Raw genomic sequence first — 23,916 nt, 5'->3', positions numbered from 1 at the left:
GCCGCTCGGCAGGGTCCCCGCATGCTGGTCGGCCCCACCGGCAGAGCATGGCCCGACCCAGCGGCGTGCTCTCAGCCGCCCTCGGCCGCGGAGCCGCAGAGCCGTGCGATGTTCTCCCGGTAGACCGAGGGTGCGTGGCGCCGCAGGGCGGTCTCCCGGCTGGTCGGGAGGCGCTCGACGATCTCCGACCAGCGGTCCACGAGCTTGGTGAGGGCCTCGACGATCTCCTCGACATCGTCGGGTTCCACCAGGCGGACGGTGCGATACCGTTCGAGCGCCTCGCGGGTCCCCTCGGTGTCCCCGATGACCACCGGACGCAGTGCGAGGATCCCGTCGATCGCGGAGACGGGGAACGGTCCGTCCAGGCGGGTGGGCAGCACGACGACGTCGGCCTGGGCCAGGAACGCCTCGGCGCTGCAGCCGGGCCGTTCGATCTCGATCGTCAGGTCCTCGAGGTCTGTGAGTTCCTGGAGCCGCTCCTCGAACCAGGCGTCCTCGGGAGCGACGGTCACGAACAGGGTGACCGACGTGCTCCGTCCCAGCTCGTGCAGCCGAGCCGCGGCCTCGAGGACGAGATCCGGGCCGTTCGCCGGTGTCAGCGCACCGAGGAACAGGATCCTCAGAGGTCCCTCGAGAGGTTCCCGAGGCGGGAAGGGCCTCGTCGGGGACCCGATGGCGTCGAGGACGATCTCGGTGCGCGTGTCCAGGGAGGGGAGGATCTGCTGGAGCGTCTTCGCGGTGGAGGGGCTGTCGATGAGCACGCGGTGCGCGGCCAGGAGGGGGAGGAGCCGCAGTCGGCCGACCGGCTGCTCACCTCGGCCTGCGCGGCGGAGATGGACGAGTGTGCGGTGGCGCCGGAGCCGGGCGAGGATCATCCAGAGCGGGAGGTCGTCCGCGGAGGCGTACACCGTCTGGGGATCTACGCGCGCAAGCGCCCGCCAGGTGCTGAGCAGCGCCGCGGGGATGGCGCGCAGGTGGACGGACCGGCCGGGGGAGTCGGCGCGATGCCTGCGCAGCACCAGTGTCGGGACGATCAGCACCTCGGCGCCGGCACGGTGCAGCGGGGTGACGAGAGGGCCGTCCCTCGCCACGGCGACCACGACGCGGTACCGCGCACGACGCAATCCGGTGACGGTCTCGAGGAGGCGCCGTCCCGGCAGGCCGAGCTCGGCATCCGAGTGGGCGACCATCACGGTGCGAACGGGCGTGCTCATCCGACCCGAATCTCCGTCCTGCCGGGTAGGCGAGCTCCCGCGCACAGTGGTCCAAAATGTCCGTATTGTCCTAATGTAGTCGCGGGGGTGGCTCGGGGTCCATAGCGGCGACATGGGAACCTGCCCGACCCCCGTCGCCTACGATGCGCTCCATGGCCACAGACCGACCCCGCGAGCACGCCCCCAGGGCGTCGGGGCGCCGCTGGACGGTGCGGATCCGGGTGCTGACCACGATGCTGGCCTTCATGACCGTGGGCCTGGCCCTGACCGGCGTGCTCACCTACGCGGCCCAGTTCCGGGCTCTCGATCAGCGGATCGACGCGGAGCTGTGGCAGGAGTTCGATGAGCTGAAGCTGCTCGCCGTGGACACCGCGGCCGACGGCACCCCGGTGCACACGACCGTGGACAGCGTGCTGGTGCACGCCACCGACTCCGCGGCCCCGTCGGACTACGAGTCCGTCATCACACTCCTCGACGGTACGCCGAAGTACCAGCCGCATCAGCAGGCATTCGGTCTGCTGCCGCGACCCTCGGCGGACGACACCGCGGCGGAGGCCGCCCGGATCGATGCCGAGACCGACAGGGTTCTGCGGGAGCTGCTCGCGGCGCATCAGCCGGGCCTTGCGAGGATCGTCTCGATGGAGGCGCAGGGCAGGGACCTGCGCGTGCTGATCGCGTCGGTGACGGTGGAGGGCGATCCGTCGGAAGGCATCTTCGTGGTCGCGAGCGACATCGGCGCCCAGCACCGCGGCCTGTGGCAGAGTGTGCTGACCTTCTCCGTGCTCTCGGTGATCACGCTGCTGCTCGCCGGCTGGGTGGGGTACGTCGTCACCGGGCGCCTGCTGCGGCCGCTGGAGGACCTCCGCGCGGCCACCGGGCAGATCACCGTGGACGACCTCGAATACCGGGTGCCGGTGCCCGAGGAGCGGGACGACATCAGCGCCCTCGCCCAGAACTTCAACCGCATGCTGGGCCGCATCCAGGCGGGCTTCGCCGAGCAGCGCCGCTTCATGAGCGACGTGGGCCACGAGCTGCGCACCCCGCTGACGATCGTGCGCGGCACCCTGGAGACCACCGACATCGAGGACGTCTCGGACGTGCGGGAGTCCCGGGAGATCGCGCTCGAGGAGCTCGAGCGGATGGGTCGCGTCGTCGATGACCTCTCCGAGCTGGCGGCCTCGGCGCGCCCCGACTACGTGCGCCCCAGACCCCTGGACCTGACCGCGTTCGCGCGCTCCGCCTTCGCCCGGATCGAGCACATCGCCGAACGGGAGTGGGTCCTGGAGCGCACGGTGGAGGCAGTGGCCGATGCCGACGAGCAGCGCCTGGTCCAAGCGGTCGTGCAGCTGGCCGCCAATGCCGTGCGCTACAGCGAGGAGGGCAGTCGGATCCGTTTCGCGGTGGACCGGGTGCCGGGCCCCGAAGGAGCCGAGATCCACGTGAGCGTGCAGGACGAGGGCATCGGCATCGGAGAGGAGGATCAGCGGCACATCTTCGAGCGCTTCACCCGGGTGGACGGCAGCCGGGGCTCGGGAACAGGGCTCGGGCTGCCGATCGTGCTGTCGATCGCCGAGGGCCACGGTGGCCGGATGCAGCTGCAGTCCGCACCCGGTCGCGGCTCGACCTTCAGGATCGTGTTCCCGCAGTTCACTGCCGCCCCAGCAGCCGATCGGGAGCATCCGACATCACCCGATGCCGCAGGTTCCGGCAGGACGCGTGATACTTGAACGCCGGGGTCGATCCCCGGTCGACGACGATGACCCCACTGCCTGCAGGAGGAACGACGGATGAGGATCCTCATCGCCGAGGACGAGGCGCGCATCGCCCGCTTCATGGAGCGCGGCCTGACGGCGAACGGCTTCGCCTCCACCGTGGTGGAGGACGGCATCTCCGCCCTCGACCTCGCCTCCAGCGGCGACTTCGACCTGCTCATCCTCGACGTGGGCCTGCCCCGCATGGACGGTTTCCAGGTGCTGAACGCGCTGCGCGGGATGGATGTGCAGATCCCGATCCTCATGGTCACCGCGCGCACCGGGGTCGACGACACCGTGCAGGGGCTCGAGGGCGGGGCGAACGATTACATCGCCAAGCCCTTCCGCTTCGAGGAACTGCTGGCCCGGGTGAAGCTGCGCGCCCGGGAGGCCGCCGCCGGGGCGGGCAGTGTGAGCGATGATGTCCTCGAGCTGGGCGATCTCTCCCTGGACCTGCGCACCCGCATCGCGTCCTGCGACGGCGACGAGAAGCCGCGTTCGGTGGAGCTGTCCTCCCGCGAGTTCACCATGGCCCGCGTGTTCCTGGAGAACCCGAACCAGGTGCTCACCCGTGACCTGCTGCTGTCCAAGGTATGGGGCTACGACTACGACGGCGCCTCGAACGTGGTCGACGTGTACGTGGGCTACCTGCGCAGCAAGCTCGGCGCCCCGCGGCTGGTGACCGTGCGCGGCGCCGGCTACAAGCTCGTCGATCCGGCGGCCTGAGCCGTGACGGCGCTGCACCTGCCGGGACATGAGAGTCCTCTCATGTCACGCTCACTCGCGTCTCATCGCCGTCCGGGAGGATGCTTGGCATGAAGACCTTGCGGACCTACGGGATCATCGTGGCCGTCGCGCTCGTCGCGATCGGTCTCGCGCTGCTGCCGTCGGCCGAGGAGACGCCCCCGGCCCGCCCCGGCATCACCGTCGGCGGGACCGCTCCCGCGGGCCCCGCCTCCCGCGATGCGGACGCCGCCTCGACCGATGCCCCGTCGGCCGACGGGGCGGCGGTGGCCCTGCCGACCGTCCCCGAGTCGTCGGCGGACGGCCCCGGCACCGACATCGGCGTCGGCACGATGGAGCCCGAGGCCTCCCCGAGCCCCGCCCCTGCCCCTGCGCCTGCCCCTGCTCCGCAGCGTCCCCGCTCGTCGAGCGCGCCCTCGGACAGCTCCTCCTCGGGAGGCGACCAGAGCGCGGGCCGGCGCCCGTCGGGGGTCTGCGAGTGGGACGACGGCGAGCTCCGGTGCGAGGACGACGACCACGACCACGATCACCATGACGACCACGACCACCATCACGATGATGAGGACGAGGACGAGGACGACTGAGTCTCAGGCGGGGATGCCGAGACGCGCGAAGGCGTTGCGGAAGATGGTCAGCCCCTCCAGCCCCGGCAGCTTCTGGACCCGCGTGTCGAGCTTGTCCAGCTCGGTGGCCCGGCCCGCGAAGAGATGGTTCATCACGTGGACGACCTCGGACTCGTCCATCATCCCGCTGCCCACGGGCTTCCAGACCCGGGACATGATCATCCGGACGATCTTCTGGGCGTTCTCGGAGGCCAGCAGCCGCTCCCGAGCCTGGGTGGTGTAGAAGGCGACGTGGCGGGTCTCCTGCTGGGCGATGCGCTTCAGCAGCGGGGACAGCGCCGGGTGGTCGGTCATCGCGGAGAGCTGACGGTAGGCGGCCACGGCGGAGAGCTCGTTGGCCGCACCCCACACCATGTGCACGGCCACGAAGTCGGTGCCCGCGAGGTTCGACAGCACCGACTGCTTGAGCGGTCCCAGCGCCCCCGTCCAGCCCAGCTTGACCCGCTTGGCCTTGATCTCGTCGTAGTCGACGATGATCCCGTGGCGCGCCAGCACCATCGACAGCGCCTCGCCGTGCCAGAACTCCTCCCGGTTCCACATCGTCATGAACCCGCCGGCGTCCTCCTCGCGATGCGAGGGCGTGACCAGCATGTCCCGCAGGAAGCACGAGGTGTGGAACTCGACGTCGCACATGTAGCGCAGCGAGCGCAGGGTCTGCGCGTCCAGGGGCCGGCTCCCGAAGGTGTCGAAATCGAGGTCCTCGTACTTCACGGGCACCGAGGTCTCGGCGAACTGATCGAGGTCGAAGGCCATGTCACACTCCGATCCGGGGCAGTGAGCTGAGATAGGGGTCCGGGAGGTCGGGGCCCGGCAGCAGCCGGGTGATCTCGTACCGGGCGCGATGCAGTGCGGCGCGCTCCGTGGCGGTGCGGCCGAGGACGGCCAGTGCGGAGGGCAGGTCGGGGTCGGGGAGACCGCCGCCCTCGAGCGGGGAGCCCAGGGACAGCAGCACTCGCGCGGTGAGGGCCTCGCGCGGCGAGCGGGTGAGACGACCGATCGCCTCGGCGGTGAAGAAGTCGACCGCCGCCTGATGGCGGTCCACGACCACCTCGGTGACCCGGTGCGCCTCGCCGGTGAGCCGCCGGGAGATCGCGGCCAGGCCCGCCTGCAGCGACGCCTCCTGCACCGCCATCCGCGCCATGTGCCCGGCCGCCACGGCCTCGCCCGCCAGGCCTGTCCACACCGCGGACAGCAGCGGCTGCACCCGGTCCAGGTGGCGACGGCGCAGCGTGTGCAGGGGACCCGGACGACGCCGGTGCCGAGGCCGCTCGGTGGGATGGTCCCCGGTGAGCAGGTCGCGCAGAGCGCGGGACTGCCAGAAGCGGTCCACCATCCAGGTGGCGAGGAAGGCGGTGATCCGGGCCTCGTTCCCGGTCGCGGTGGCGAGCATCGCCCGGGATTCCGCGAGCGCCGAGGACTCGAGCCGCTGGAGCACCTCCAGCGCGAGGCGCAGATCCTCGCCCAGCGGGCCCTCGGAGGCCAGCAGGGCGGCGTCGACCGGGAGGCGGGAGGTGCCGCGACGGATGTACGCGGCGACATCGACGTGCGTGCGCAGCACCGGGGTGATGCTCGCGTCGAAATGGACATGACCGGCATAGGGTCCGTCCACCGGGATCGCGGTGTGCGGATCCGGGGCGCTCAGCGCGGGCACGGTCGGTGCCGCGCCTCCGGCCAGGTCGACCGACAACTGCTACCTCTTCTCCTGGGACGGGGCCGGGGACGGCTGCTGGCATGCATATCCCGCTCGTGGGCCGGGATCATTGTACGGAGCGGATCTGCCTGTGGGCCGCGAGCGCGGCGCTTGGTAGGTTTCGACTGTGACGAGTACCGGTGCCGCCTCCCTCCCGGCCTCGGCCGGCGAGCCGGCCGGTACGGGCCTGCCGGACCCGGACCGGCTCCGGGCCGCGCTGCGACCCGCGGAGCTGCCCCTGCCCTCCCCGCGCGATACCCGGGAGGCCGCCGGCCGGGTCAACGATCTCCTCCACGCCGAGCGCTACCGGGAGGCGCGAGGTCTGGTGGAGCAGTTCCGTGAGGCCCCCGCCGCGCCCGAGGACCGGTTCGCCCTGCTGCGCGCCTCCCTGCACGGAGCGGCCCTGTCCGGAGCGGGCGAGCAGATCGCCCGCGATGCGGTGGACCTGGTCACCCTGCTGCGCCGCAGCGGGAATGCCGAGCAGGCGGCGGCCGTGGTGACCGTGCTGCTCGAGCGCGGGCCGTTCGCGCAGGCCGCCTCGACCCGGACCCGGGCCGCGATCGAGGAGATACCGACCGGTAGGGGGCGCCGCCGGGGGCATGCGCCGCAGGCCGCGCCCGAGATGCTGGTCGTGGTGCGCGCGCTGGAACGCTCCGCCGTCCCCGGACCGCGCGGCACGGCAGCGGATCCGCGGCGGGACGCGGCCCGGCTGCGGGCGGCGCTCGCGGCGTTCCCGGCCGTGCGGGAACAGCTGCTGGCCGATCCGGAGCAGGAGCTGCGGCTGCGCCTGGCCCAGGCGCTCGAGGGGGCCGGGGAGGATGCGGCGGCGACCACCGCGGCGCTGGATGTGCTCGACCTGATCGCGGAGCGCGCTGTCGCCCTCGACATCGATGTCGACGCCCGGGATCCCCGCACGGATCCCGAGCGCCTCGCCACCGCCGCGCACGCGGTGCTCGCGCGCACCCTCGGCGTCGAGCGGCCTCTGCAGGCGGTGCACCACGCCCTCGAGGCCCTCGACGCGATGCCCGGGATCGAGGACCCACCGCTGCGCATCGGGCTGATCACCGCCCTGCTGCAGGCGCTGATGGCCGCCGGGGCCACCCGCGAGGCGACCTTCACGGCCGGGCGGCTGGCCTCGTTGCAGCGCACCCTGCGCCGGGATGCGCTGCGCATCGCTCCGCTGCTCGCCGTGGCCGCGCAGCGCGTCCAGGCCGAACGGTACGACGCCGCCCGGTGGGCCCTCGAGCAGGCCCGCACCCTCGCCCGGGAGACCCGAGATCGTCACGCGCTGCTGGAGGTCGCACGGCTCGCCGCGAGCATCCACGAGCGGTCGGGCGAACCTGCCGCCTCGTTGCGCGAGCTGCGGAGGATGGCCCACCAGGCCCGCTGGCTCGCCGACGACCTCGCGACCCCCACCTCCGCCCAGGGTGAGCTGATCCGCACCGAGCTGCAGGCCAACGCGCTGGTGATGCGGCGGGCCCTGGATCTCGGCCGCACCGGCGCGGTGGAGGAGGCGACGTCCGCCATCGAGCGGCGCACCCGTCCCGGCGGCGGCCGACCGGTGCTGCCCGCGGAGCTGCTGTGGGACCACCGGGTCGATGCGAGGGTGGGGCGATTCCTCGCCGCCGGGGATGCCCTCTCCCGAGGCGAGGAGGGAGCCGAGGAGGAGACCTGCCAGCGCCGCCTCCGCGAGGCCCAGGACGCCATCGACGCGCGACCGGCGGGCCATGAGGACCGGGCCCGCTACTGGAGCGCCTACCTCGAGGACCGCCATGCCCACCTGCTCGCCGAGCGCGGACGGACCGAGCCGGCGCTCGAGCCGGCCCGTCGTGCTCGCGAGGCCTGGAGCCGGCTCGGCAGCGAGGAGGACGTCGCGCGACTGGACGCGCTGCTCCGAGCGCTGACGGGGGAGGGGGCCGGCGCGGGGTGAGGTCCCTGCGCTGACCGGTCGACGTGCGGCGCTGCTGTCGCTGACCGGCGCCGGCGCCGCTCAGCTGCCGTCGGCCGTGAGCATCGTGGTGCGCAGCACGTCGATCACGGCCTGCGGGTTCGTCGAGGGGTTCACGAAGGCGAGACGCAGGGCGATCTCCCCGTCGACGGCGGTGGGCACGCACAGGACCGTCCCCTCCCTCGCCAGCCGTTGCGACCAGCGGCGATAGGCGGCCGGTGACCATCCGGGCCGACGGAACAGCACCACCGACAGCTCGGGCTCGACCAGCAGCTGCAGGTGCTCGGTCCCCGCGACCGCCCGGGCGACGGTCCGCGCGGTGTCCAGGCACGCCTCGACCGCGGCGGTGTAGGCGGCGGTGCCGTGCGTGGCCAGCGAATACCACAGCGGCAGTCCGCGGGCGCGGCGGGAGAGGTGCGCGGCGAGATCGGCGGGATTGGACTCCCCGCGATCGATCGAGTCGAGATAGGCGGCGTGCTGGGAGTGCGCGGCCGCAGCCGGACGCGGGTCCCGGTACAGCAGGGCGCAGCAGTCGTACGGCGCGAACAGCCACTTGTGCGGGTCCACCACGAAGGAGTCCGCCAGCTCGATGCCGGTGAAGCGCTCCCGGGCGCTGGGGGCGACCAGGGCCGCGCCGCCGTAGGCGCCGTCCACGTGGACCCAGGCGCCGTGGCGATGGGCGACCTCGACCACCGAGGCGAGGTCGTCGACGATGCCCGCGTTGGTGGTGCCGGCGGAGGCCACCACCGCGCAGATCCGCGGGTCGGACGTGAGCGCCCGCTCCAGCGCCTCGCCGGTGAGGTGGCCGCGGTCGTCCACCGGCACGCTGACCAGATCCATGTCGAGCAGCCGGGCCGCCGAGGAGATCGAGGAGTGCGCGGTGGAGGCGCAGGCCAGCGCCCAGCCGCCCGCGGGGCGACGTCCCCGCACCCGCAGGGCGTGGTCCCGCGCGGCGGCCAGCGCCGAGAGGTTCCCATGGGTGCCGCCGGCGACGAACACCCCGGCGGACTCCTCCGGCCAGCCCAGCAGGTCCGACAACCAGCGCAGCACCTGGTTCTCCGCGAAGATCGCCCCGGCGCCGAACTCCCAGACCCCGCCGAACACGTTCGCGGCGGAGACCACCGTGTCGAAGGCGACGGCGGCCCGGGTGGGGGCGGCCGGGATGTAGGCGAGGTTCATCGGGTCCTCGACGGACCGGGTCGCCGGCAGCAGCACCTCGTCGAAGAGCGCCAGCGCACGGGCGGCGCCGATGCCGTCCTCGGTGATGGTCGCACCGACGTCGGCCTGCAGGTCCGAGGCGCTGCGGAAGGTGGTCTTGGGATCGGTGGCGACCGTGGTGTGGGAGGCCGCCCAGTGCAGCGCGATGCTCACCGCCTCCCGCTCGTCGCCCCAGATCGGCGACGGCTCACGATGGCTCTGCAGGGCGTCGGAGGCATCGGAGAAGGCGCTGCGCTCGGCGGACGCCGACGACCCCGCGGAGTCGTCCGCGTCGGTGGCGAGAGGGGCAGGGGACGGCGCGGGCTTCTGCATCACGTCGAGCATGGTGTCATGCGCCCGTCCGGCGGGGGAGCGGAACCCGGCCGCCCCCTGACAGGCCGCCGCCCCTGCCGTACCGTGGTGACAGCGGCCGGGAGGGAGCCTGGAGGATGGCCACCGACATCGAGGGTCATATCCACGGCCCTGACGAGACGATCGCCGTGCGCGACAACCCGCGCGCCGAGCGCTTCGAGGCGGTGCGCGGCGGGGAGATCGTCGGCATCGTGATCTACACGCGCACCCCTCGGCGGCTCGAGCTGATCCACACCGTCACCGACCCCGCGCACCGCGGCGAGGGCGTGGCCTCCGTGCTGGTGCGCACCGTCCTCGCCGAGGCCCGTGCGGCGGAGCTGTCGGTGGTGGTGATCTGCCCCTTCGTCGAGAGCTGGCTCCAGCGCCATCCGGAACAGTCCCGCAGCGTCGTCGTCGACGAGTGAGGACAGGCGGGGTAGCGTCGACCCATGGACGCTCTCGACATCCTCCGTGACCTCACCTCCCACCCCCGCGCCGCCGCCGAGGCCCTGCGTGGCCAGCTGAACCCGGTGAGTCTCAACGCCCGCCCGGGCGGGCATGACAACTCCGTGGCCTGGCTGCTCTGGCACACCGGTCGCGAGATCGATGTGCAGCTGGCCGACCTCACCGGGGACGAGCAGCTGTGGACGGCGCGTGGCTTCGACGCCCGCTTCGCGCTCGGCGAGGTGGGGGACTCCGTGGGCTACGGCCACTCCTCGGCCGAGGCGCGCCGCATCCTGATCGAGGACGGCGAGGGCCTGTTGGAGTACGTCGCCGCCGCGCTCGCCGCCCTCGAGCAGCATCTCGAGATGATCACCGCCGCGGACCTCGAGGACGTGATCGATGCGCAGTGGGATCCGCCGGTCACCCGCGGTGCGCGCCTGGTGAGCATCGTCGACGACGCCGTCCAGCACATCGCCCAGGCCGCCTACGTGCTCGGGATGCCGCTGCGCGACTGAGCGGTGCCGCGCGACTGAGCGCCGCACCCCGCGGCTCAGACCAGCTCGCGCTCGATCCGCTGCAGATACGCCCTGCCGACGGACGTGAGCGCGAAGTCCTGCCGCTTCGCACCGGTGCGCGCCACGTCCACCTTCTCGAGGTGGAGCACCCCGGAATCGGCGAGCCGCCGCAGGGTGCGGTAGAGGCCGCGGTCGGTGAGCGTCCACCCGGTCGCCTCCGCGAACCTCGGCGCGATCCCGGCGGCGGGGACCGGACCGTGCTCCCGCACGATCCGCAGCAGCGCGAGCGTGGTGGCGGACTTCTTGTAGACCTCGACCCAGGAGCGCGCCAGCTCCTCCACCCACTCGGCGTCCTCCGCGGCGGGAGAATCCGGCGCGGTCACGGGCGCGGGCCCTCGAAGCCGCGTTCGCCCAGGGCCGCGATGCCGTGGGCGATCAGGCCGAGCCCCCAGAAGCCGGCCATGCCGAGGGTGGCGCCGAACCAGCCCGCATCCAGGGCGAGATGGCCGTCGCCCTGGATCGCCGGCGATCCCGACGCGATCAGGATGTAGGCGTGCAGCAGGTACCCGGTGTTGACCATCGCATAGGTCAGCGCGTGGGCCACCAGGCGCCCGTAGCGGACCCGGCCCAGCGACCGGCCGTAGACGAGCAGGTAGACCGCGTATCCGATCGCGATCGCGACCAGGGGGAGCGTGGTCAGCACCGTGATGCGGTTGCCGGCGAGCACGATCAGCAGATGCACCGCCGCGGTGGCCGCGAGCAGGCAGAGCGCGTAGGGGAGCAGGGTGGCGTGCGCGCGCACGGTCCGGGACGCGGCGCCGGTCGGTGGCGAGGCGGGGGTGGTGGTCATGGCGACCCTCCTGCAGGACGGTGGTAGTGAACCGAAGGTGTAGTGCCTACTGGGACTGTACCTGAGGTGCACTGCCTTGTGTCAAGAGGTCGCGGAGCCCGGGCGTCAGCGATGGCAGGAGGCAGAGGCCGGCCCTGTCGCACCGTGTCCACGACCGGTCCTCCCCAGCGGCCTCCCGGCACTGCTGCATGAGCCTCGTCCCCCGCGACGCCCGGCGGGTACCCCTCCTGCAGCAGACTTCCTACACTGGCCCGGTGACATCCACCGAAGCCTTCGAAGCCGGGCCCGATCGCGGCCTCGAGCGCACCCCGCCGCAGGACCTCCCCGCCGAGCGCGGCGTGCTGGGCGGCATGATGCTGTCCAAGGACGCGATCGCCGACGTCGTCGAGACCGTCCGCGGCAACGACTTCTACCGCCCCGCGCACGAGATGGTCTTCGAGGCGATCATCGACCTGTACGGCCGCGGCGAACCGGCGGACCTGGTCACCGTCTCCGACGAGCTCTCCAAGCGCGGCGAGCTGGCGCGGGTGGGCGGCGGCGCCTATCTCGCCGACCTCATCGACATGGTCCCCACCGCCGCGAACGCCGGCTTCTACGCCGAGATCGTCGTCGAGCGGGCCACCCTGCGCCGCCTGGTCGAGGCCGGCACCCGCATCGTCCAGCTCGGCTACGCCTCCGACGGCGGCGAGGTGGAGGAGGCCATCAACGAGGCCCAGGCGCAGGTGTACGCGGTCACCGAGCGCGGCCAGAGCGAGGACTTCCTGGCCCTCGGCGAGGTGATCGACGAGACCCTCAATACGATCGAGGCCACCCAGAACCGCGGCGGTCAGGTCACGGGGGTGCCCACCGGCTTCGCCGAGCTCGATGACCTCACCCAGGGCCTGCACGGCGGCCAGATGATCATCTTCGCGGGCCGCCCCGCGATGGGCAAGACCACGCTCGGCATGGACGTGCTGCGCTCCGCGTCGATCCACAACGGCAAGACCTCGGTGATCTTCTCGCTGGAGATGGACAAGACCGAGATCACGATGCGTCTGCTCTCGGCCGAGGCGCAGGTGCCGATGAACCGCATGCGCGACGGCTCCATGGACGACCGTGACTGGCAGGCGATGGCCCGCGCCATGAGCCGCATCGCCGACGCGCCGCTGTTCATGGACGACAGCGCGAACATGTCCCTGATGGAGATCCGGGCGAAGTGCCGCCGGCTCAAGCAGAAGCACGATCTCAGCCTCGTGGTGATCGACTACCTGCAGCTGATGAGCTCGGGCAAGAAGGTCGAGTCCCGTCAGCAGGAGGTCTCGGAGTTCTCCCGCGCCCTGAAGCTGCTGGCCAAGGAGATCGACTGCCCCGTCATCGCGATCTCGCAGCTGAACCGAGGCAGCGAGCAGCGCACCGACAAGACCCCGATGATGAGCGACCTGCGCGAATCCGGCTCGATCGAGCAGGACGCCGACGTCATCCTGCTGATCCACCGCGAGGACTACTACGAGAAGGAGTCCGCCCGCGCCGGCGAGGCGGATCTCATCGTGGCCAAGCACCGCAACGGCGCCACCAAGACGATCCCGGTCGCCTTCGAGGGCCATTACTCCCGGTTCAAGGACATGGCGGGCAGCGGGGGCTTCAGCAGCTGAGCGGAGGCCTTCCGCAGCTCGCTCCCGGTCGCGCCGGCCTCCGCCTCGAGGATCTGTGCAGGAGCACCCTGGGCGATGATCCGCCCGCCCTTGTCGCCGGCGCCCGGGCCCATGTCGAGCACGTGGTCGCTCTGGGCGATCACGCGCTGGTCGTGCTCGACCACGACCACGGTCTGCCCGGCGTCCACCAGTCGGTTCAGCTCGCCGACCAGCAGATCCACGTCCGCGGGGTGCAGACCCGAGGTGGGTTCGTCCAGCAGGTAGACGCTGTGCCCGCGCACGGTGCGCTGCAGCTCGGTGGCCAGCTTGATCCGCTGCGCCTCACCGCCGGAGAGCTCGGTGGCGGGCTGGCCGAGGGCGAGGTAGCCGAGCCCGATCGCGGCCAGTGCATCCAGTGCCCGGGAGATCCGCGGATCGTCCGCGAACACCTCGCGGGCACGTGCCACGGACAGCGACAGCACCTCGGCGATGCTCAGCCCCTGCCAGGTCACCTCGAGGGTCTCGGGGCTGTAGCGGGTGCCGTGGCAGCGTGGGCAGGTCGCGTACGAACCGGGCAGGAACACCAGCTCCACCTCGATGTGTCCGGTCCCGCTGCATTCGGGGCAGCGCCCCTCGGCGACGTTGTAGGAGAAGCGGCCCACGCCCCAGCAGCGCGCCCGCGCCTCGGAGGTATCGGCGAACAGGCGCCGCACCCGGTCGAACAGGCCCGTGTAGGTGGCCAGGCAGGAGCGCGGGGTGCGGCCGATCGGCGTCTGGGTGATGTGCACGAGCCGATCGATGCCCTCGCTGCCCCGCACCTCCCCGTGCCGCACCCGGTCGGCGGCGAGGTCGCTGCCGGGGCCGATCTCGGAGGCGGTGCTCTCGCCCGCATCGGCCGTCGGGTCGGGCTCGTCGGCCACCGTGGTGCGCACGCGCTCGCCGAGCACGGTGCCGAGCGCATGGGTGACCAGGGTGCTCTTCCCGGCCCCGGAGACCCCGGTCACGGCGGTGAACGAGCGCAGCGGCAGCCGCAGGTCGACGCCCTGCAGGGTGCGGGTGGCCAGCGCGTCGATCTCGAGCCATCCGCGGGCATCCCGCACCTCGGACGGGGTCCGCAGGGTGAGCGCTCCGGGCTGCAGATAGCGGGCGGTCACCGAGTCCTTCGCCTCGCCGAGGCCGTCGACCACGCCCGAGTAGAGCACCTCGCCGCCGTCGGCCCCGGCGCCCGGGCCCACGTCCACGATCCAGTCGGCGTCGGCGACCAGGGTCATGTCGTGCTCGACCAGCAGCACCGAGTTCCCCTCGGAGAGGAAGGAGTCCAGCAGATGCTGGAGCACGCCCTTCTCGCTGGGATGCAGCCCGGCCGAGGGCTCGTCCAGCACGTAGGCCACCCCGAACAGCCCTGAGCGCAGCTGCGCGGCCAGCCGCAGCCGCTGCAGCTCGCCGGTGGAGAGGGTCCCCGCCGGACGGTCCAGGGCGAGATGCCCGAGGCCGAGACCCACGATGGTGCCCAGCACGGGCAGGACGGTGGGCAGCAGGATCCGCTCCGCCTCCTGTTCGGGGATGCCCTCCTCCGCGGGCAGCGCGCCGAGGCGGGAGGTCAGCGCGGTCAGCAGATCGTCCAGCGGCATCGCGGCCAGCTGCCAGATCGGGCGTCCGATGTAGGTCACGCGCAGGGCGTCCGGACCCAGTCGGTGGCCCTCGCACAGCGGGCAGGGCGTCACTGAGAAGTGGGTGAGGGCGCGCCGCCGGGAGGACTCCGCCTTCGAGGTCGCCACGGTGTCGCGCAGATACCGCTCGACGCTGCGCCACTGCCCCCGGTAGGTGCCGTGGGTCTGGCCCGGTTCGCGCACCGGATGGACGGTCACCACCGGCTGCTCCTCGGTGTGGAGGATCCACTGGCGGGTCTGCTCCGGCAGGTCGCGCCAGGGACGATGGACGTCGACGCCGAGGGTGTCGAGGATGTCGCGGAAGTTCTTGCCCAGCCACGCCCCGGGCCAGGCGGCGATCGCGCCCTCGCTGATCGGCAGCGAGGGATCCGGGACCATCGAGGACTCCGTCGGCTCACGCAGCACACCCGCCCCGTGACAGCGGGGACAGGCGCCGTCCGGGGTGTTCGGCGAGAAGAAATCAGAGGTCAGACGGCCGCCGTGGAGGGCAGAGCCCTTCTCGAGCACGTCGGAGGGATGGTCCCCGACCCGTGAGTACAGCAGACGGATCGCGTTGGAGAGGTTCGTGGTGGTGCCGACGGTGGAACGGGCACCGCCCGCAGAGGTGCGCTGCTCGAGCGCGACCGTGGGCGGCATCCCGGTCACCGCCTCGACCTGAGGGTCCACGGCGCTGCCGATCAGCCGCCGGGCGAACGGCGCGACCGACTCGAGATAGCGGCGCTGGGACTCACCGTGGATCGTGCCGAACGCGAGCGAGGACTTCCCGGAGCCGGAGACACCGGTGAAGGCGACCAGCCGACCGCGCGGAAGATCCACCTGCACCTCGCGCAGATTGTGCAGACGTGCCCCGCGCACGTGCACAAAGCCATCGTCGCCGCCGGTCAGGGAGAGGTCGGGGAGGTCCATCCGCCCAACGTAGCAAGCTCCATCCGCCCAACGCAGCAAGCGCCGACGGTGCCCCACCGCGGAGCGGGGGAGCGCGGGTTGGGGGAGAATGAGCCTATGACCTTCTTCCAGGAGCTCTGGTTTCAGATCGGGGCATCGCCCGCCGGCGCGCTGGGCGTGCTCATCGCGAGCATCATGCTGTACCTGGTGTTCACGCTGATCCTCCAGATCGCCGGGCCGCGGCTGAGCGCGAACCCGTCGATGCTGAGCTTCGCGGTGATGGCACTGCTGGGGTCCCTCATCGCCCGTGCCATCCTCGGCAACACCCCGACGCTGGTGGGCGGCCTGATCGCGGTCTCCACCCTGCTGGTGCTCGAGTACCTGCTGGGCAGCCTCCGGCCCGGTTTCGATCGCGTCTTCACCCGGCGCGGTCCCCGGCCCACGGTGGTCATGGTCCACGGCCACGTGCTGCGCTGGCAGCTGCGCCATCTGGGGCTGGGCGAGGCGCAGCTGCTCACGCTGCTGCGACGGGGCGGTGTGCGCCGCGTGATCGAGACCGACCTGGTGATCCTCGAGCCGCGCGGCGGCCTGACCATCGTGCATCGGGGCGAGACGATCGATGAGCGCCTGGTGCGCGGCGTGCGCGGCGCCGGGATCATTCCCCGCTCGCTGACGCACTGAGCCCCGGCCGCGGCCGCCGAGGCGATCCGACGCGGTCCGGCCCCGCACCGCGACGGGTGCGGGGCCGGAGGTCGGCAGGGGAGCGCGGGCTCAGGCGAGCGCGGCCGTGAGCGTGATGTCCACGCCGGCCAGCGCCTTCGAGACGGGGCAGCTGCTCTTGGCCTCCTCGGCCACGCGCTGGAAGTCGGCGTCCTCGATCCCGTCGATCTTCGCGGTGACGGTGAGCGCGATACCGGTGATCCCGCCCTCGGCGATGTTGAACGTGACCGCGGCGGAGGTGTCCACCGAGGTGGGCGGGGTGCCGTTCTCGGCGAGCATGTTCGAGAACTGCATCGAGTAGCAGGTGGCATGCGCGGCCCCCAGCAGCTCCTCGGGGGAGGTGGTGCCCTGGGCGGCCTCCTCCGAGCGGGCCTTCCAGCTCACGTCGAAGGTGCCGAGCTGCGAGGTCTCCAGGGTGGTGGTCCCTGAGCCGGAGAGCAGATCGCCCTTCCAGGCGGTGGATCCGGTGCTGACGACGGGACGGGGCATGGTGACTCCTTCGATCGGCGGTCGCCCCCGCGCTGCCGCGAAGGGCGCTTGCCCCCACCCTAGCCCCGGCGCGGGGATCGGGAGCGGGGTCCTTCGTCCCGCCCGGGGGAGACCCGCAGCCGTCCGGTGCCGTCCGGCTGCCGGCGGATCAGAGCAGACCGAGGCGTCGGACCGCGTCACGCTCCTCGACCAGCTCTGCCACCGAGGCATCGATCCGGCCCCGGGAGAAGTCGTCGATCTCCAGGTCGGGGACGATCTGCCAGCGCCCTCCGGAGGAGCGCACCGGGAACGAGGAGATCAGCCCCTCGGGCACCCCGTAGGAGCCGTCGGAGACGACTCCGGCGGAGGTCCAGGAGCTCTCGGGGGTGCCGTGCGTCCAGTCGTGGAGGTGGTCGATCGCGGCATTCGCCGCGGAGGCGGCCGAGGAGGACCCGCGGGCGTCGATGATCGCTGCCCCGCGCTCGGCCACGGTGGGGATGAAGCTGTCGGTGACCCAGGCCGGGTCATCCACCACCTCGAGGGCCGGTCGGCCGGCCACCGAGGCGTGGGAGATGTCCGGGTACTGGGTGGCGGAGTGGTTGCCCCAGATGGTCACGTTCTCGATGTCGGTGACCGCGGTGCCGGTCCGGGCGGCGAGCTGGCTGAGCGCCCGGTTGTGGTCCAGCCGGGTCATCGCGGTGAACCGGTCGTCCGGCACATCGGGGGCGTGCGCGGCGGCGATCAGGGCATTGGTGTTGGCCGGGTTGCCGACCACCAGGACTCTGACGTCCTCCGCGGCGCCCGCATTGATCGCTGCGCCCTGGGGGGCGAAGATGCCGCCGTTGGCCTCGAGCAGGTCGCTGCGCTCCATGCCCGGGCCGCGAGGGCGGGCGCCGACGAGCAGGGCGATGCTCGTGCCGTCGAAACCGGCGGTCGGGTCGTCGAAGACGTCGACGCCGGCGAGCAGCCCGAAGGCGCAGTCATCGAGCTCCATCGCGGTCCCCTCGGCGGCCTTCACCCCTGGAGGGATCTCCAGCAGCCGCAGCGAGACGGGGGTGTCCGGGCCCAGCAGCTGGCCGGAGGCGATGCGGAACAGCAGGGCATAGCCGATCTGCCCGGCGGCCCCGGTGACGGTCACGGTGACTGGCGTTGTCATATCGATCTCCTGGATCGTCGTCGATCGGGATGCCCCGCCAGACTACGCGAGCACCGAGGTCGTCGACGACGCCGTCACTGCGTCACTGCAGGGACTCGAACTTGCGGATCCAGGCCGAGCCGACGGGGTTGGCGTCGGCCACCATGATGCCGAAGCGGTCCCCCGCGATCTCGGCGACCTCGGTCAGCGCGACCCGGCGCTCGTGCTCGCGGGAGTGGTCCAGGCGCCGCACGCCGTTCTCGATGACCGCCTGGAACGAGTCGGTGCGGCCCAGGCAGGCCACCAAGGGCATGTCGAACCGCTCCGCGTAGCGGGTGGAGAGATCGCGGACCGCGAGGATGTCCTCGTCCGACAGGTTCTCCAGCGCGAAGGAGCCCACGTCCTGGCTGATGGCGTCGGCCTGCTCCTCGTCGGCCGTGATCAGGGTGGCCATGTCCGGGTAGGCCCGCACCAGGGCATCCTGCGCGGAGCGCTCCGCGGTGAGCACCGCCTCCTCGATCGCGGCGCGCAGAGTCGTGGCGTCGGTGAAGGGGCGGGCCTCCCAGGCCCGCTCGAGCGGCCAGGTGGCGCCGTTGAACAGCGACCCGAAGGTGGCCACGAAGGTCTCACGGTCCATCGCATCGACCTCGGCGATGCCGATCCGCTCGCCCGCGGCGGTGGTGGCGATGTGCGCCCCGCGCTGGCGACCGATGTGGAAGAACACCAGGTTCAGCACGATCGCGGTGATCGCGCCGACGGTCACCCCCGAGGAGACGAACACCTGCGCCCAGGCGGGGAACACCCCGGCGATGTCGGGCTTGAAGCTGACCAGCATCGCCAGGCCCAGCGAGGTGCCGACGATGACGGAGTTGCGGTTGTCGGTGAGGTCCACCTTGGACAGGGTCTGGATGCCCACCAGCGCCACCGAGGCGAACAGGGCCAGCGAGGCGCCGCCGAGCACGGGGGAGGGGATCGCGGCGACCACGGCCCCGGCCTTGGGCAGCACGCCGAGCACGATCATGAGCACGCCGGCTCCGGCGACCACCCAGCGCGACTTCACCCGGGTCAGGCGCACCAGGCCGATGTTCTGCGCGAAGCAGGTGTAGGGGAAGGAGTTCAGCACCCCGCCCAGCAGGGTCGACAGGCCGTCCGCACGGATCGCCTCGGAGATGTTCTTCGGACGGATCCGCTTGCCGACGATCTCCCCGGCGGCGAAGACGTCACCGGTGGTCTCCACCATCGTGATCAGCATGACGATGATCATCGAGACGATCGCGGTGAGCGAGAAGGTGGGCACGCCGAAGTAGAAGGGCGTGGTCACCCCGAAGGCGGAGGCCTCGGTGACGCCGCTGAAGGAGGTGTCCCCCAGCAGCACCGCGACGGCGGTGCCGATCACCAGCCCCAGCAGCACCGCGATGGTGCCCAGGAAGCCGCGGAAGAACCGTTGGACCAGCACGATGATCCCGAGCGTGCCCAGCGCGTAGAGGATGTCGCGGGTGGCGGGAGTGCCCTCGGCGTAGTTGGTGATGTCCCCCGCGGAGACGCCCAACAGGGTGATGCCCATGGTGGTCAGCACCGTGCCGATCACCACCGGCGGGAAGAATCGCAGGATCTTCGCGAAGTACGGGGCGGCCAGGAAGGTGAACAGGCCCGCCACGATGATCGAGCCGTAGATCATCGGCAGCCCCTCGGCGCCGCCCTCGCCGCCGGTCGCGGCCAGGCCGATGGCGATGATGGGGCTCACCGCGGTGGTGGTCACGCCCTGGATGATCGGCAGGCGCACGCCCACCTTCCAGAAGCCGACGGACTGGATCAGCGTGGCGATGCCGCAGGTGAACAGGTCGGCGTTGATCAGGTGGATCGTCTGCTCGGCCGTGAGGCCCAGCCCGGAGGCGATCAGCAGCGGCACGATCACCGCACCGGCGTAGAAGGCCAGCACGTGCTGGAGCGAGAGCACCGTGAGCCGACCCGCCGGCGGGACCTGGTCGACGGGATGGCGGCGCGGGGCGGTGGTGCCGGGCAGGGGCGCGGGGACTGCGGCGGTGGTCATGGGGGTCCTTGTGGATCCGTCGAGCACGGACCTCGACGTGGGGAGCGGGAGCGGGCCGGGGCGGGCCGCGCACCAGCGTAGGCCTCTGCCGGCCGCTGCCGCGGGCGCGGCCCCGGCAGGGGGACGTGAGATCCCCGTCATCCTGTGGCCGAGGCCGACGATGCGGGGTAGAAGAGTACGGTGACGACCCCTGCGCCCCGCCGACCTCGACCCCTCGGCATCCTGCTGACGGTGATCGCTGTCCTCGCCGTCGGCGTGAACCTGCGCCCGGGAGCGACCAGCGTCGGGCCGCTGATGACACAGATCGTCGATGCCTACGGGCGCGGAGCGTTCGCCTCCGGTCTGCTCACCGCCCTGCCGCCGCTGATCTTCGGTGCGTTCGGGCTGCTCGCCGTCCCGCTGTCGCGTCGGATGGGGCTGACCGGCACGATCATCGCCTCCTTCGTGGTGGCCGCGCTGGGCCTGCTGCTGCGGCCCGCGAGCGAGGCCTTCGCCCTGTTCGTGGCGCTGTCCGGGCTCGCACTGCTGGGCCCGGCGCTGGGCAACGTGCTGGTGCCGGCCTGGATCAAGCTGCACGGCGGGAACCGCACCGTCGGCCTGATGACGCTGTACAGCGCGACCCTCGCGATCGGCGGTTCGGCCGCCTCGGCGCTCGCGGTGCCGCTGGCCGGCGCCGCGGTCGACGGGTGGAAGGACTCCCTGCTGGTCTGGGGGATGGTGATCGCGGTGCCGGTGGTGGTCTGGGCGATGGTGCTCGCCCGCACCGGGCACGACTTCCCGCCTCCCCCGGCGCACGGCGAGATCGGCGGCTCGCTGCTGCGCTCGCCCACCGCGATCGCTCTGACGCTGATGTTCGCCCTGCAGTCGCTGAACGCCTACACCCAGTTCGGCATGCTCCCGCTGGTCCTCACCGATGCCGGGATCAGCCCCGCACGGGCCGGCGTGCTGGTCGCGGTGATCGCCGGTTGGGGCCTGGTGGGCGGGTTGGTGATGCCGACGGTGATCGCACGGGTCCCGGGCCTGCCCTGGATCGTGGGCGGTTTCGGCCTGCTCAACGCCGCCGGCTACCTCGGCCTGCTCCTGGTGCCGACGGTCAGCCCGATGCTGTGGGCGTGCGTGCTGGGCATCGGCGGTTTCGCCTTCCCCACCGCGATCGCACTGCTGCCCGCACGCACCCGCTCCCCGCTGGTCACCGCCCGGCTCTCGGGCATGGTCCAGCCGATCGGCTATCTGCTGGCCGCGCTCGGTCCGATCACCGCGGGCCTCCTGATGGATGCCACCGGATCCTCCGGCGTCGTGCTGTGGTTCCTGGCCGGGACCGGTCTGCTGCTGGCCGTCGCCGGCTTCCGGGTGGGGCTGCCGCGCCTGGTCGACCACGAGATCAGGTCCTGACCTCCCCGGGAGACGATGCCGGGGCGCGGTGGATTCCCTGCGAGGAACAGCCTGATCCGTGGGAGGATGCACCCATGAGCCTCGTCCGCACCCTGCGCATCCTGGCCTCGCAGCGGCCGTCCCTGCCTCCGCGTGCCCTCGCCGCCCCCGCGCGCGTCGAGCGGCGTCGGCACGGCGAGGTGCCGGTCACCTGGATCGATCCGCACCTCGCGAGCACCGCGACCATCGTCCATCTGCACGGCGGTTCCTATGTCGCAGGGGAGAGCGCGCAGACCTGGAACTTCCTCGAGGAGACCGCCCGCCGCACCGGTGCGGCCGGGGCGATGATCCACTACCGTCTCGCCCCGCGCCACAACTTCCCCGCCGCGATCGAGGACGTGCTGCACGCGCTCGATGCGCTCTCGGTGCAGGCCACGCTGCGGCCCGGATGCTGGGTGCTCTCCGGGGATGAGGCCGGCGCCGGGCTCGCGCTCGCCGTGGCGCAGGTCCTCGCCGCGTCCGAGGTGGGCTCCCCGGCCGCGCTGCTGCTCTCCTCGCCGTGGGTGGATCTCACGCGCGAGGAGTACGCCGACGATCTGCGGGCAACGGCCGCCCGGCTCTACGCCGGCGCCGTGCCGCGCACCGAACCGCGTCTCAGCCCGCTGCACGGCGAGCTCTCCGACCTGCCGCCGGTGCAGCTGGTGACCGGGTCGCAGTGCGTGCTGGTCGAGGACGGCCGCCGCCTGGACGCCGCCCTCACCGCGGCGGGTGCCCGGCACCGGCATCTCGAGATCGCCGGCGGCGGTGACCAGGTCGCGATCGCCGGCCCCGGTCCGCACTCCCAGCAGGCGCGCCGTTTCCTCATCGACGCCGCCCGCAGGGCCATGGGCATGGAAGAGACCGCGGGCGCCGCGCACTGACCGCGGCCGCGCCTGCGCAGGAGAGCGACCCGCTCATCGGCGCCCGCTCGGCACCGCCCGGTCACCGCAGCTCGGGCTCGGCCGCGTCCGCGCGCCCGGTGTCCGCGTCGAGCCGACGGCGGATCGTCGCCGCGGTCTCACGGTCCTGCCGGGTGGCCTTGTCGACCAGTGCGGCGGTGTCGTGCTCGGGCTCGTCCGGCTGCAGCACCGTCCACACCACGAAGCCGATGGTCAGCAGGAGGCAGATGCCGGACAGGATCAGCAGCACGGGCCAGGAGAAGGCGACCGGCTCCCAGAACGGGGCGCCCGCGGCGAACGGCGCGGCTCCTGCGACGATGCCCACTGCTGCCCCCTGAGATCGCGACGAGAACGCCCGGGATTTATGGCGGTGCTCCCCGGGGCGCACAGATCACCGTCAGCATAACGCCGCTGTGCACCCTGAGGTTATGCTGGAAATACTATGGCTGACGTTATTGTCGGGCGCTTCGCGCTCATCGATCTGATCGCGAAGGGCGGTTCCGGGTCCGTCTGGCGCGCCTGGGACTCCAAGTCCCAGCGGCTCTGCGCCGCCAAGGTCCTGCGTCAGCGCGACTCCGCGGATCTGATGCGCTTCGTCCGGGAGAAGGGCGTCAGCTTCGACCACCCGCACCTGCTCACCCCCTACGGCTGGGGTGCCGAGGACGAGCACGTGGTGATCGCGATGCCGCTGGCCTCCGGCGGCACGCTCGAGTCCGTGGTGAAGACGCGGGGCAAGCTCGCCGAGCCCGCCGTGGTGGTGATCCTCGATCAGCTGCTGGACGGTCTCTCCCATGTCCACGCGGAGGGCTGGATCCACCGTGACGTGAAGCCCGCGAACATCATGTTCGAGCCGCGCGGCACCGCCTTCCCGGTCTCCCGGCTGGCGGATTTCGGGATCGCGGTCCACGAGACCGACGTGCGCTTCACCCACGTGGGCATGGTCAACGGCACCCCCGGCTTCATGGCCCCGGAGCTGTTCTCGATGGCCGAGCCGGTGCCCTCCCACGACCTGTACGCGGCCGGGGTGGTGGCGATGGTCGCGCTCCACGGCCCGATCAAGCTGCACGACGGCTCCTTCCGGCCCGATGAGCTGAACCAGTACCTGAAGGGGGTCACCCCGAAGCTCTCGGCAGTGATCCGCCGCCTGGTGGCGCCGCAGCCCGAGGACCGCTACCAGGATGCCGACAGCGTGCGGCGCGACCTGCCGCGGGTGCCGCAGGGCTACCCGCTGACCCATGCCGACGGGGCCCCGCTGGATCTGCGGGACACCCTCGACCCGCTGCCGCCCGATGCTCCCGGGGCGGTCCGCCCGGAGCACCCGGTGCCCCCGGCGGCCGGCCCCTCGATGGAGGCGATCCGGTCCGGGCGGGTCCAGCAGGGCTTCAGCTCCGGCTCCCCGTCCCTCTCCCCGCAGACGGGACCGCAGTGGGTGCAGCAGCCCTCCCCGCAGGGCGCCCCCTCGCCGCAGAGCGTGCCGTTCAGCCCGCATCCGTACCCCGCGACGCAGTCCAGCACCGGCCCCACCGGGGGGAGCGGCACGAACCGGCGCAGCACGATGATCGCGGTGGCGCTGGGGACGGTCTCGGCGCTGGTGCTCGGGGCGATCGTGGCGATCGCGCTGCTGCTGGTCTTCGGCGAGCCGTCGGCCGCCGGTCCGTTCGACGGCGCGGCGGTGAGCAGCATCGACGCCTCCTGCGCCGCGGCCTCGGACGGCGCAGGGCTCGCCTCCTGCTGACCCTGGC

General features: G+C 72.2%; 22 protein-coding genes. 11 read left to right on the top strand and 11 right to left on the bottom strand.

What is annotated here, in order from left to right; genetic code table 11:
* Window positions 1–71: 71 nt before the first annotated feature.
* A complete protein-coding gene (locus tag CFK38_RS01220; RefSeq protein ID WP_157773302.1) occupies window positions 72–1,214 on the bottom strand; it encodes a glycosyltransferase family 4 protein in 1,143 nt (380 codons plus the stop codon).
* Window positions 1,215–1,366: 152 nt separating this feature from the next.
* Between CFK38_RS01220 and CFK38_RS17705 the strand changes: the two genes are divergently transcribed.
* From CFK38_RS17705 to CFK38_RS01205, 3 genes are all read left to right on the top strand, one after another.
* Window positions 1,367–2,941, top strand: a complete 1,575-nt coding sequence (locus CFK38_RS17705) for a sensor histidine kinase (RefSeq protein ID WP_157773301.1) — start codon at window positions 1,367–1,369, stop codon at window positions 2,939–2,941.
* A gap of 60 nt (window positions 2,942–3,001) precedes the next feature.
* A complete protein-coding gene (locus tag CFK38_RS01210) occupies window positions 3,002–3,691 on the top strand; it encodes a response regulator transcription factor (RefSeq protein WP_096801432.1) in 690 nt (229 codons plus the stop codon).
* A gap of 89 nt (window positions 3,692–3,780) precedes the next feature.
* Window positions 3,781–4,293, top strand: coding sequence for a hypothetical protein (locus CFK38_RS01205; protein WP_096801431.1), 513 nt, complete (start codon window positions 3,781–3,783; stop codon window positions 4,291–4,293).
* Between the two features lie 3 nt (window positions 4,294–4,296).
* On the opposite strand, the gene CFK38_RS01200 is transcribed toward CFK38_RS01205, so the two are convergent.
* Both CFK38_RS01200 and CFK38_RS01195 read right to left on the bottom strand, forming a co-directional pair.
* Window positions 4,297–5,085, bottom strand: a complete 789-nt coding sequence (locus CFK38_RS01200; protein ID WP_096801430.1) for a ferritin-like domain-containing protein — start codon at window positions 5,083–5,085, stop codon at window positions 4,297–4,299.
* Window position 5,086: 1 nt separating this feature from the next.
* Complete coding sequence (locus CFK38_RS01195; protein ID WP_245851175.1) at window positions 5,087–6,019, bottom strand: hypothetical protein; 933 nt, start codon at window positions 6,017–6,019, stop codon at window positions 5,087–5,089.
* A gap of 130 nt (window positions 6,020–6,149) precedes the next feature.
* On the opposite strand from CFK38_RS01195, the gene CFK38_RS01190 reads away from it, so the two are divergent.
* Window positions 6,150–7,952 carry a hypothetical protein gene (locus tag CFK38_RS01190; RefSeq protein WP_096801429.1) on the top strand — a complete coding sequence of 601 codons (1,803 nt, stop codon included), beginning with the start codon at window positions 6,150–6,152 and terminating at the stop codon, window positions 7,950–7,952.
* Window positions 7,953–8,012: 60 nt separating this feature from the next.
* Here the strand turns inward: CFK38_RS01190 and CFK38_RS01185 are convergent, their stop codons facing one another.
* Complete coding sequence (locus tag CFK38_RS01185) at window positions 8,013–9,500, bottom strand: pyridoxal phosphate-dependent decarboxylase family protein (protein WP_157773534.1); 1,488 nt, start codon at window positions 9,498–9,500, stop codon at window positions 8,013–8,015.
* 116 nt (window positions 9,501–9,616) lie between these two features.
* Here CFK38_RS01185 and CFK38_RS01180 point away from each other — a divergent pair, with 116 nt between their 5' ends.
* Window positions 9,617–9,943 carry a GNAT family N-acetyltransferase gene (locus CFK38_RS01180; protein ID WP_096801428.1) on the top strand — a complete coding sequence of 109 codons (327 nt, stop codon included), beginning with the start codon at window positions 9,617–9,619 and terminating at the stop codon, window positions 9,941–9,943.
* A 24-nt stretch (window positions 9,944–9,967) separates the two neighbouring features.
* Window positions 9,968–10,477 (top strand): mycothiol transferase, encoded by a 510-nt coding sequence (locus tag CFK38_RS01175; protein ID WP_096801427.1) that lies wholly within the window; start codon window positions 9,968–9,970, stop codon window positions 10,475–10,477.
* Window positions 10,478–10,512: 35 nt separating this feature from the next.
* On the opposite strand, the gene CFK38_RS01170 is transcribed toward CFK38_RS01175, so the two are convergent.
* Window positions 10,513–10,860 carry a helix-turn-helix transcriptional regulator gene (locus CFK38_RS01170; RefSeq protein ID WP_096801426.1) on the bottom strand — a complete coding sequence of 116 codons (348 nt, stop codon included), beginning with the start codon at window positions 10,858–10,860 and terminating at the stop codon, window positions 10,513–10,515.
* Window positions 10,857–11,327 carry a 2TM domain-containing protein gene (locus tag CFK38_RS01165; protein ID WP_096801425.1) on the bottom strand — a complete coding sequence of 157 codons (471 nt, stop codon included), beginning with the start codon at window positions 11,325–11,327 and terminating at the stop codon, window positions 10,857–10,859. Before CFK38_RS01165 ends, CFK38_RS01170 begins: the two co-directional genes overlap by 4 nt.
* 254 nt (window positions 11,328–11,581) lie before the next feature.
* Here CFK38_RS01165 and dnaB point away from each other — a divergent pair, with 254 nt between their 5' ends.
* Complete coding sequence (gene dnaB, locus CFK38_RS01160) at window positions 11,582–12,958, top strand: replicative DNA helicase (RefSeq protein WP_157773300.1); 1,377 nt, start codon at window positions 11,582–11,584, stop codon at window positions 12,956–12,958.
* Here the strand turns inward: dnaB and CFK38_RS01155 are convergent.
* Window positions 12,910–15,513, bottom strand: a complete 2,604-nt coding sequence (locus tag CFK38_RS01155) for an excinuclease ABC subunit UvrA (protein ID WP_096801423.1) — start codon at window positions 15,511–15,513, stop codon at window positions 12,910–12,912. The genes dnaB and CFK38_RS01155 overlap by 49 nt on opposite strands.
* Window positions 15,514–15,609: 96 nt before the next feature.
* Between CFK38_RS01155 and CFK38_RS01150 the strand changes: the two genes are divergently transcribed.
* Window positions 15,610–16,173 (top strand): DUF421 domain-containing protein, encoded by a 564-nt coding sequence (locus tag CFK38_RS01150; protein ID WP_096801422.1) that lies wholly within the window; start codon window positions 15,610–15,612, stop codon window positions 16,171–16,173.
* Between the two features lie 90 nt (window positions 16,174–16,263).
* On the opposite strand, the gene CFK38_RS01145 is transcribed toward CFK38_RS01150, so the two are convergent.
* The 3 genes from CFK38_RS01145 to CFK38_RS01135 form a co-directional block, all read right to left on the bottom strand.
* Window positions 16,264–16,701 carry an OsmC family peroxiredoxin gene (locus tag CFK38_RS01145; protein WP_096801421.1) on the bottom strand — a complete coding sequence of 146 codons (438 nt, stop codon included), beginning with the start codon at window positions 16,699–16,701 and terminating at the stop codon, window positions 16,264–16,266.
* A gap of 148 nt (window positions 16,702–16,849) precedes the next feature.
* Window positions 16,850–17,836: a malate dehydrogenase gene (locus CFK38_RS01140; protein WP_096801420.1), complete on the bottom strand. Its 987-nt coding sequence runs from the start codon at window positions 17,834–17,836 to the stop codon at window positions 16,850–16,852.
* A gap of 82 nt (window positions 17,837–17,918) precedes the next feature.
* Window positions 17,919–19,865 (bottom strand): solute carrier family 23 protein, encoded by a 1,947-nt coding sequence (locus tag CFK38_RS01135; RefSeq protein WP_096801419.1) that lies wholly within the window; start codon window positions 19,863–19,865, stop codon window positions 17,919–17,921.
* A gap of 180 nt (window positions 19,866–20,045) precedes the next feature.
* On the opposite strand from CFK38_RS01135, the gene CFK38_RS01130 reads away from it, so the two are divergent.
* Window positions 20,046–21,257 carry an MFS transporter gene (locus tag CFK38_RS01130; RefSeq protein WP_096801418.1) on the top strand — a complete coding sequence of 404 codons (1,212 nt, stop codon included), beginning with the start codon at window positions 20,046–20,048 and terminating at the stop codon, window positions 21,255–21,257.
* Window positions 21,258–21,331: 74 nt separating this feature from the next.
* The gene (locus tag CFK38_RS01125; protein WP_096801417.1) at window positions 21,332–22,156 is read left to right on the top strand and encodes an alpha/beta hydrolase; all 825 of its coding nucleotides are present in this window, start codon (window positions 21,332–21,334) and stop codon (window positions 22,154–22,156) included.
* A gap of 61 nt (window positions 22,157–22,217) precedes the next feature.
* Here CFK38_RS01125 and CFK38_RS01120 read toward each other — a convergent pair whose 3' ends face one another.
* Window positions 22,218–22,499, bottom strand: a complete 282-nt coding sequence (locus CFK38_RS01120) for a hypothetical protein (RefSeq protein ID WP_096801416.1) — start codon at window positions 22,497–22,499, stop codon at window positions 22,218–22,220.
* A gap of 117 nt (window positions 22,500–22,616) precedes the next feature.
* Here CFK38_RS01120 and CFK38_RS01115 point away from each other — a divergent pair, with 117 nt between their 5' ends.
* Window positions 22,617–23,909: a serine/threonine protein kinase gene (locus CFK38_RS01115; RefSeq protein ID WP_096801415.1), complete on the top strand. Its 1,293-nt coding sequence runs from the start codon at window positions 22,617–22,619 to the stop codon at window positions 23,907–23,909.
* The last annotated feature ends 7 nt before the right edge of the window (window positions 23,910–23,916 follow it).

Source organism: Brachybacterium vulturis (assembly GCF_002407185.1).
Taxonomy (GTDB): domain Bacteria; phylum Actinomycetota; class Actinomycetes; order Actinomycetales; family Dermabacteraceae; genus Brachybacterium; species Brachybacterium vulturis.
Note: the sequence above shows the minus strand (reverse complement) of the source record. Positions and strands in the feature narration are given on the sequence as shown.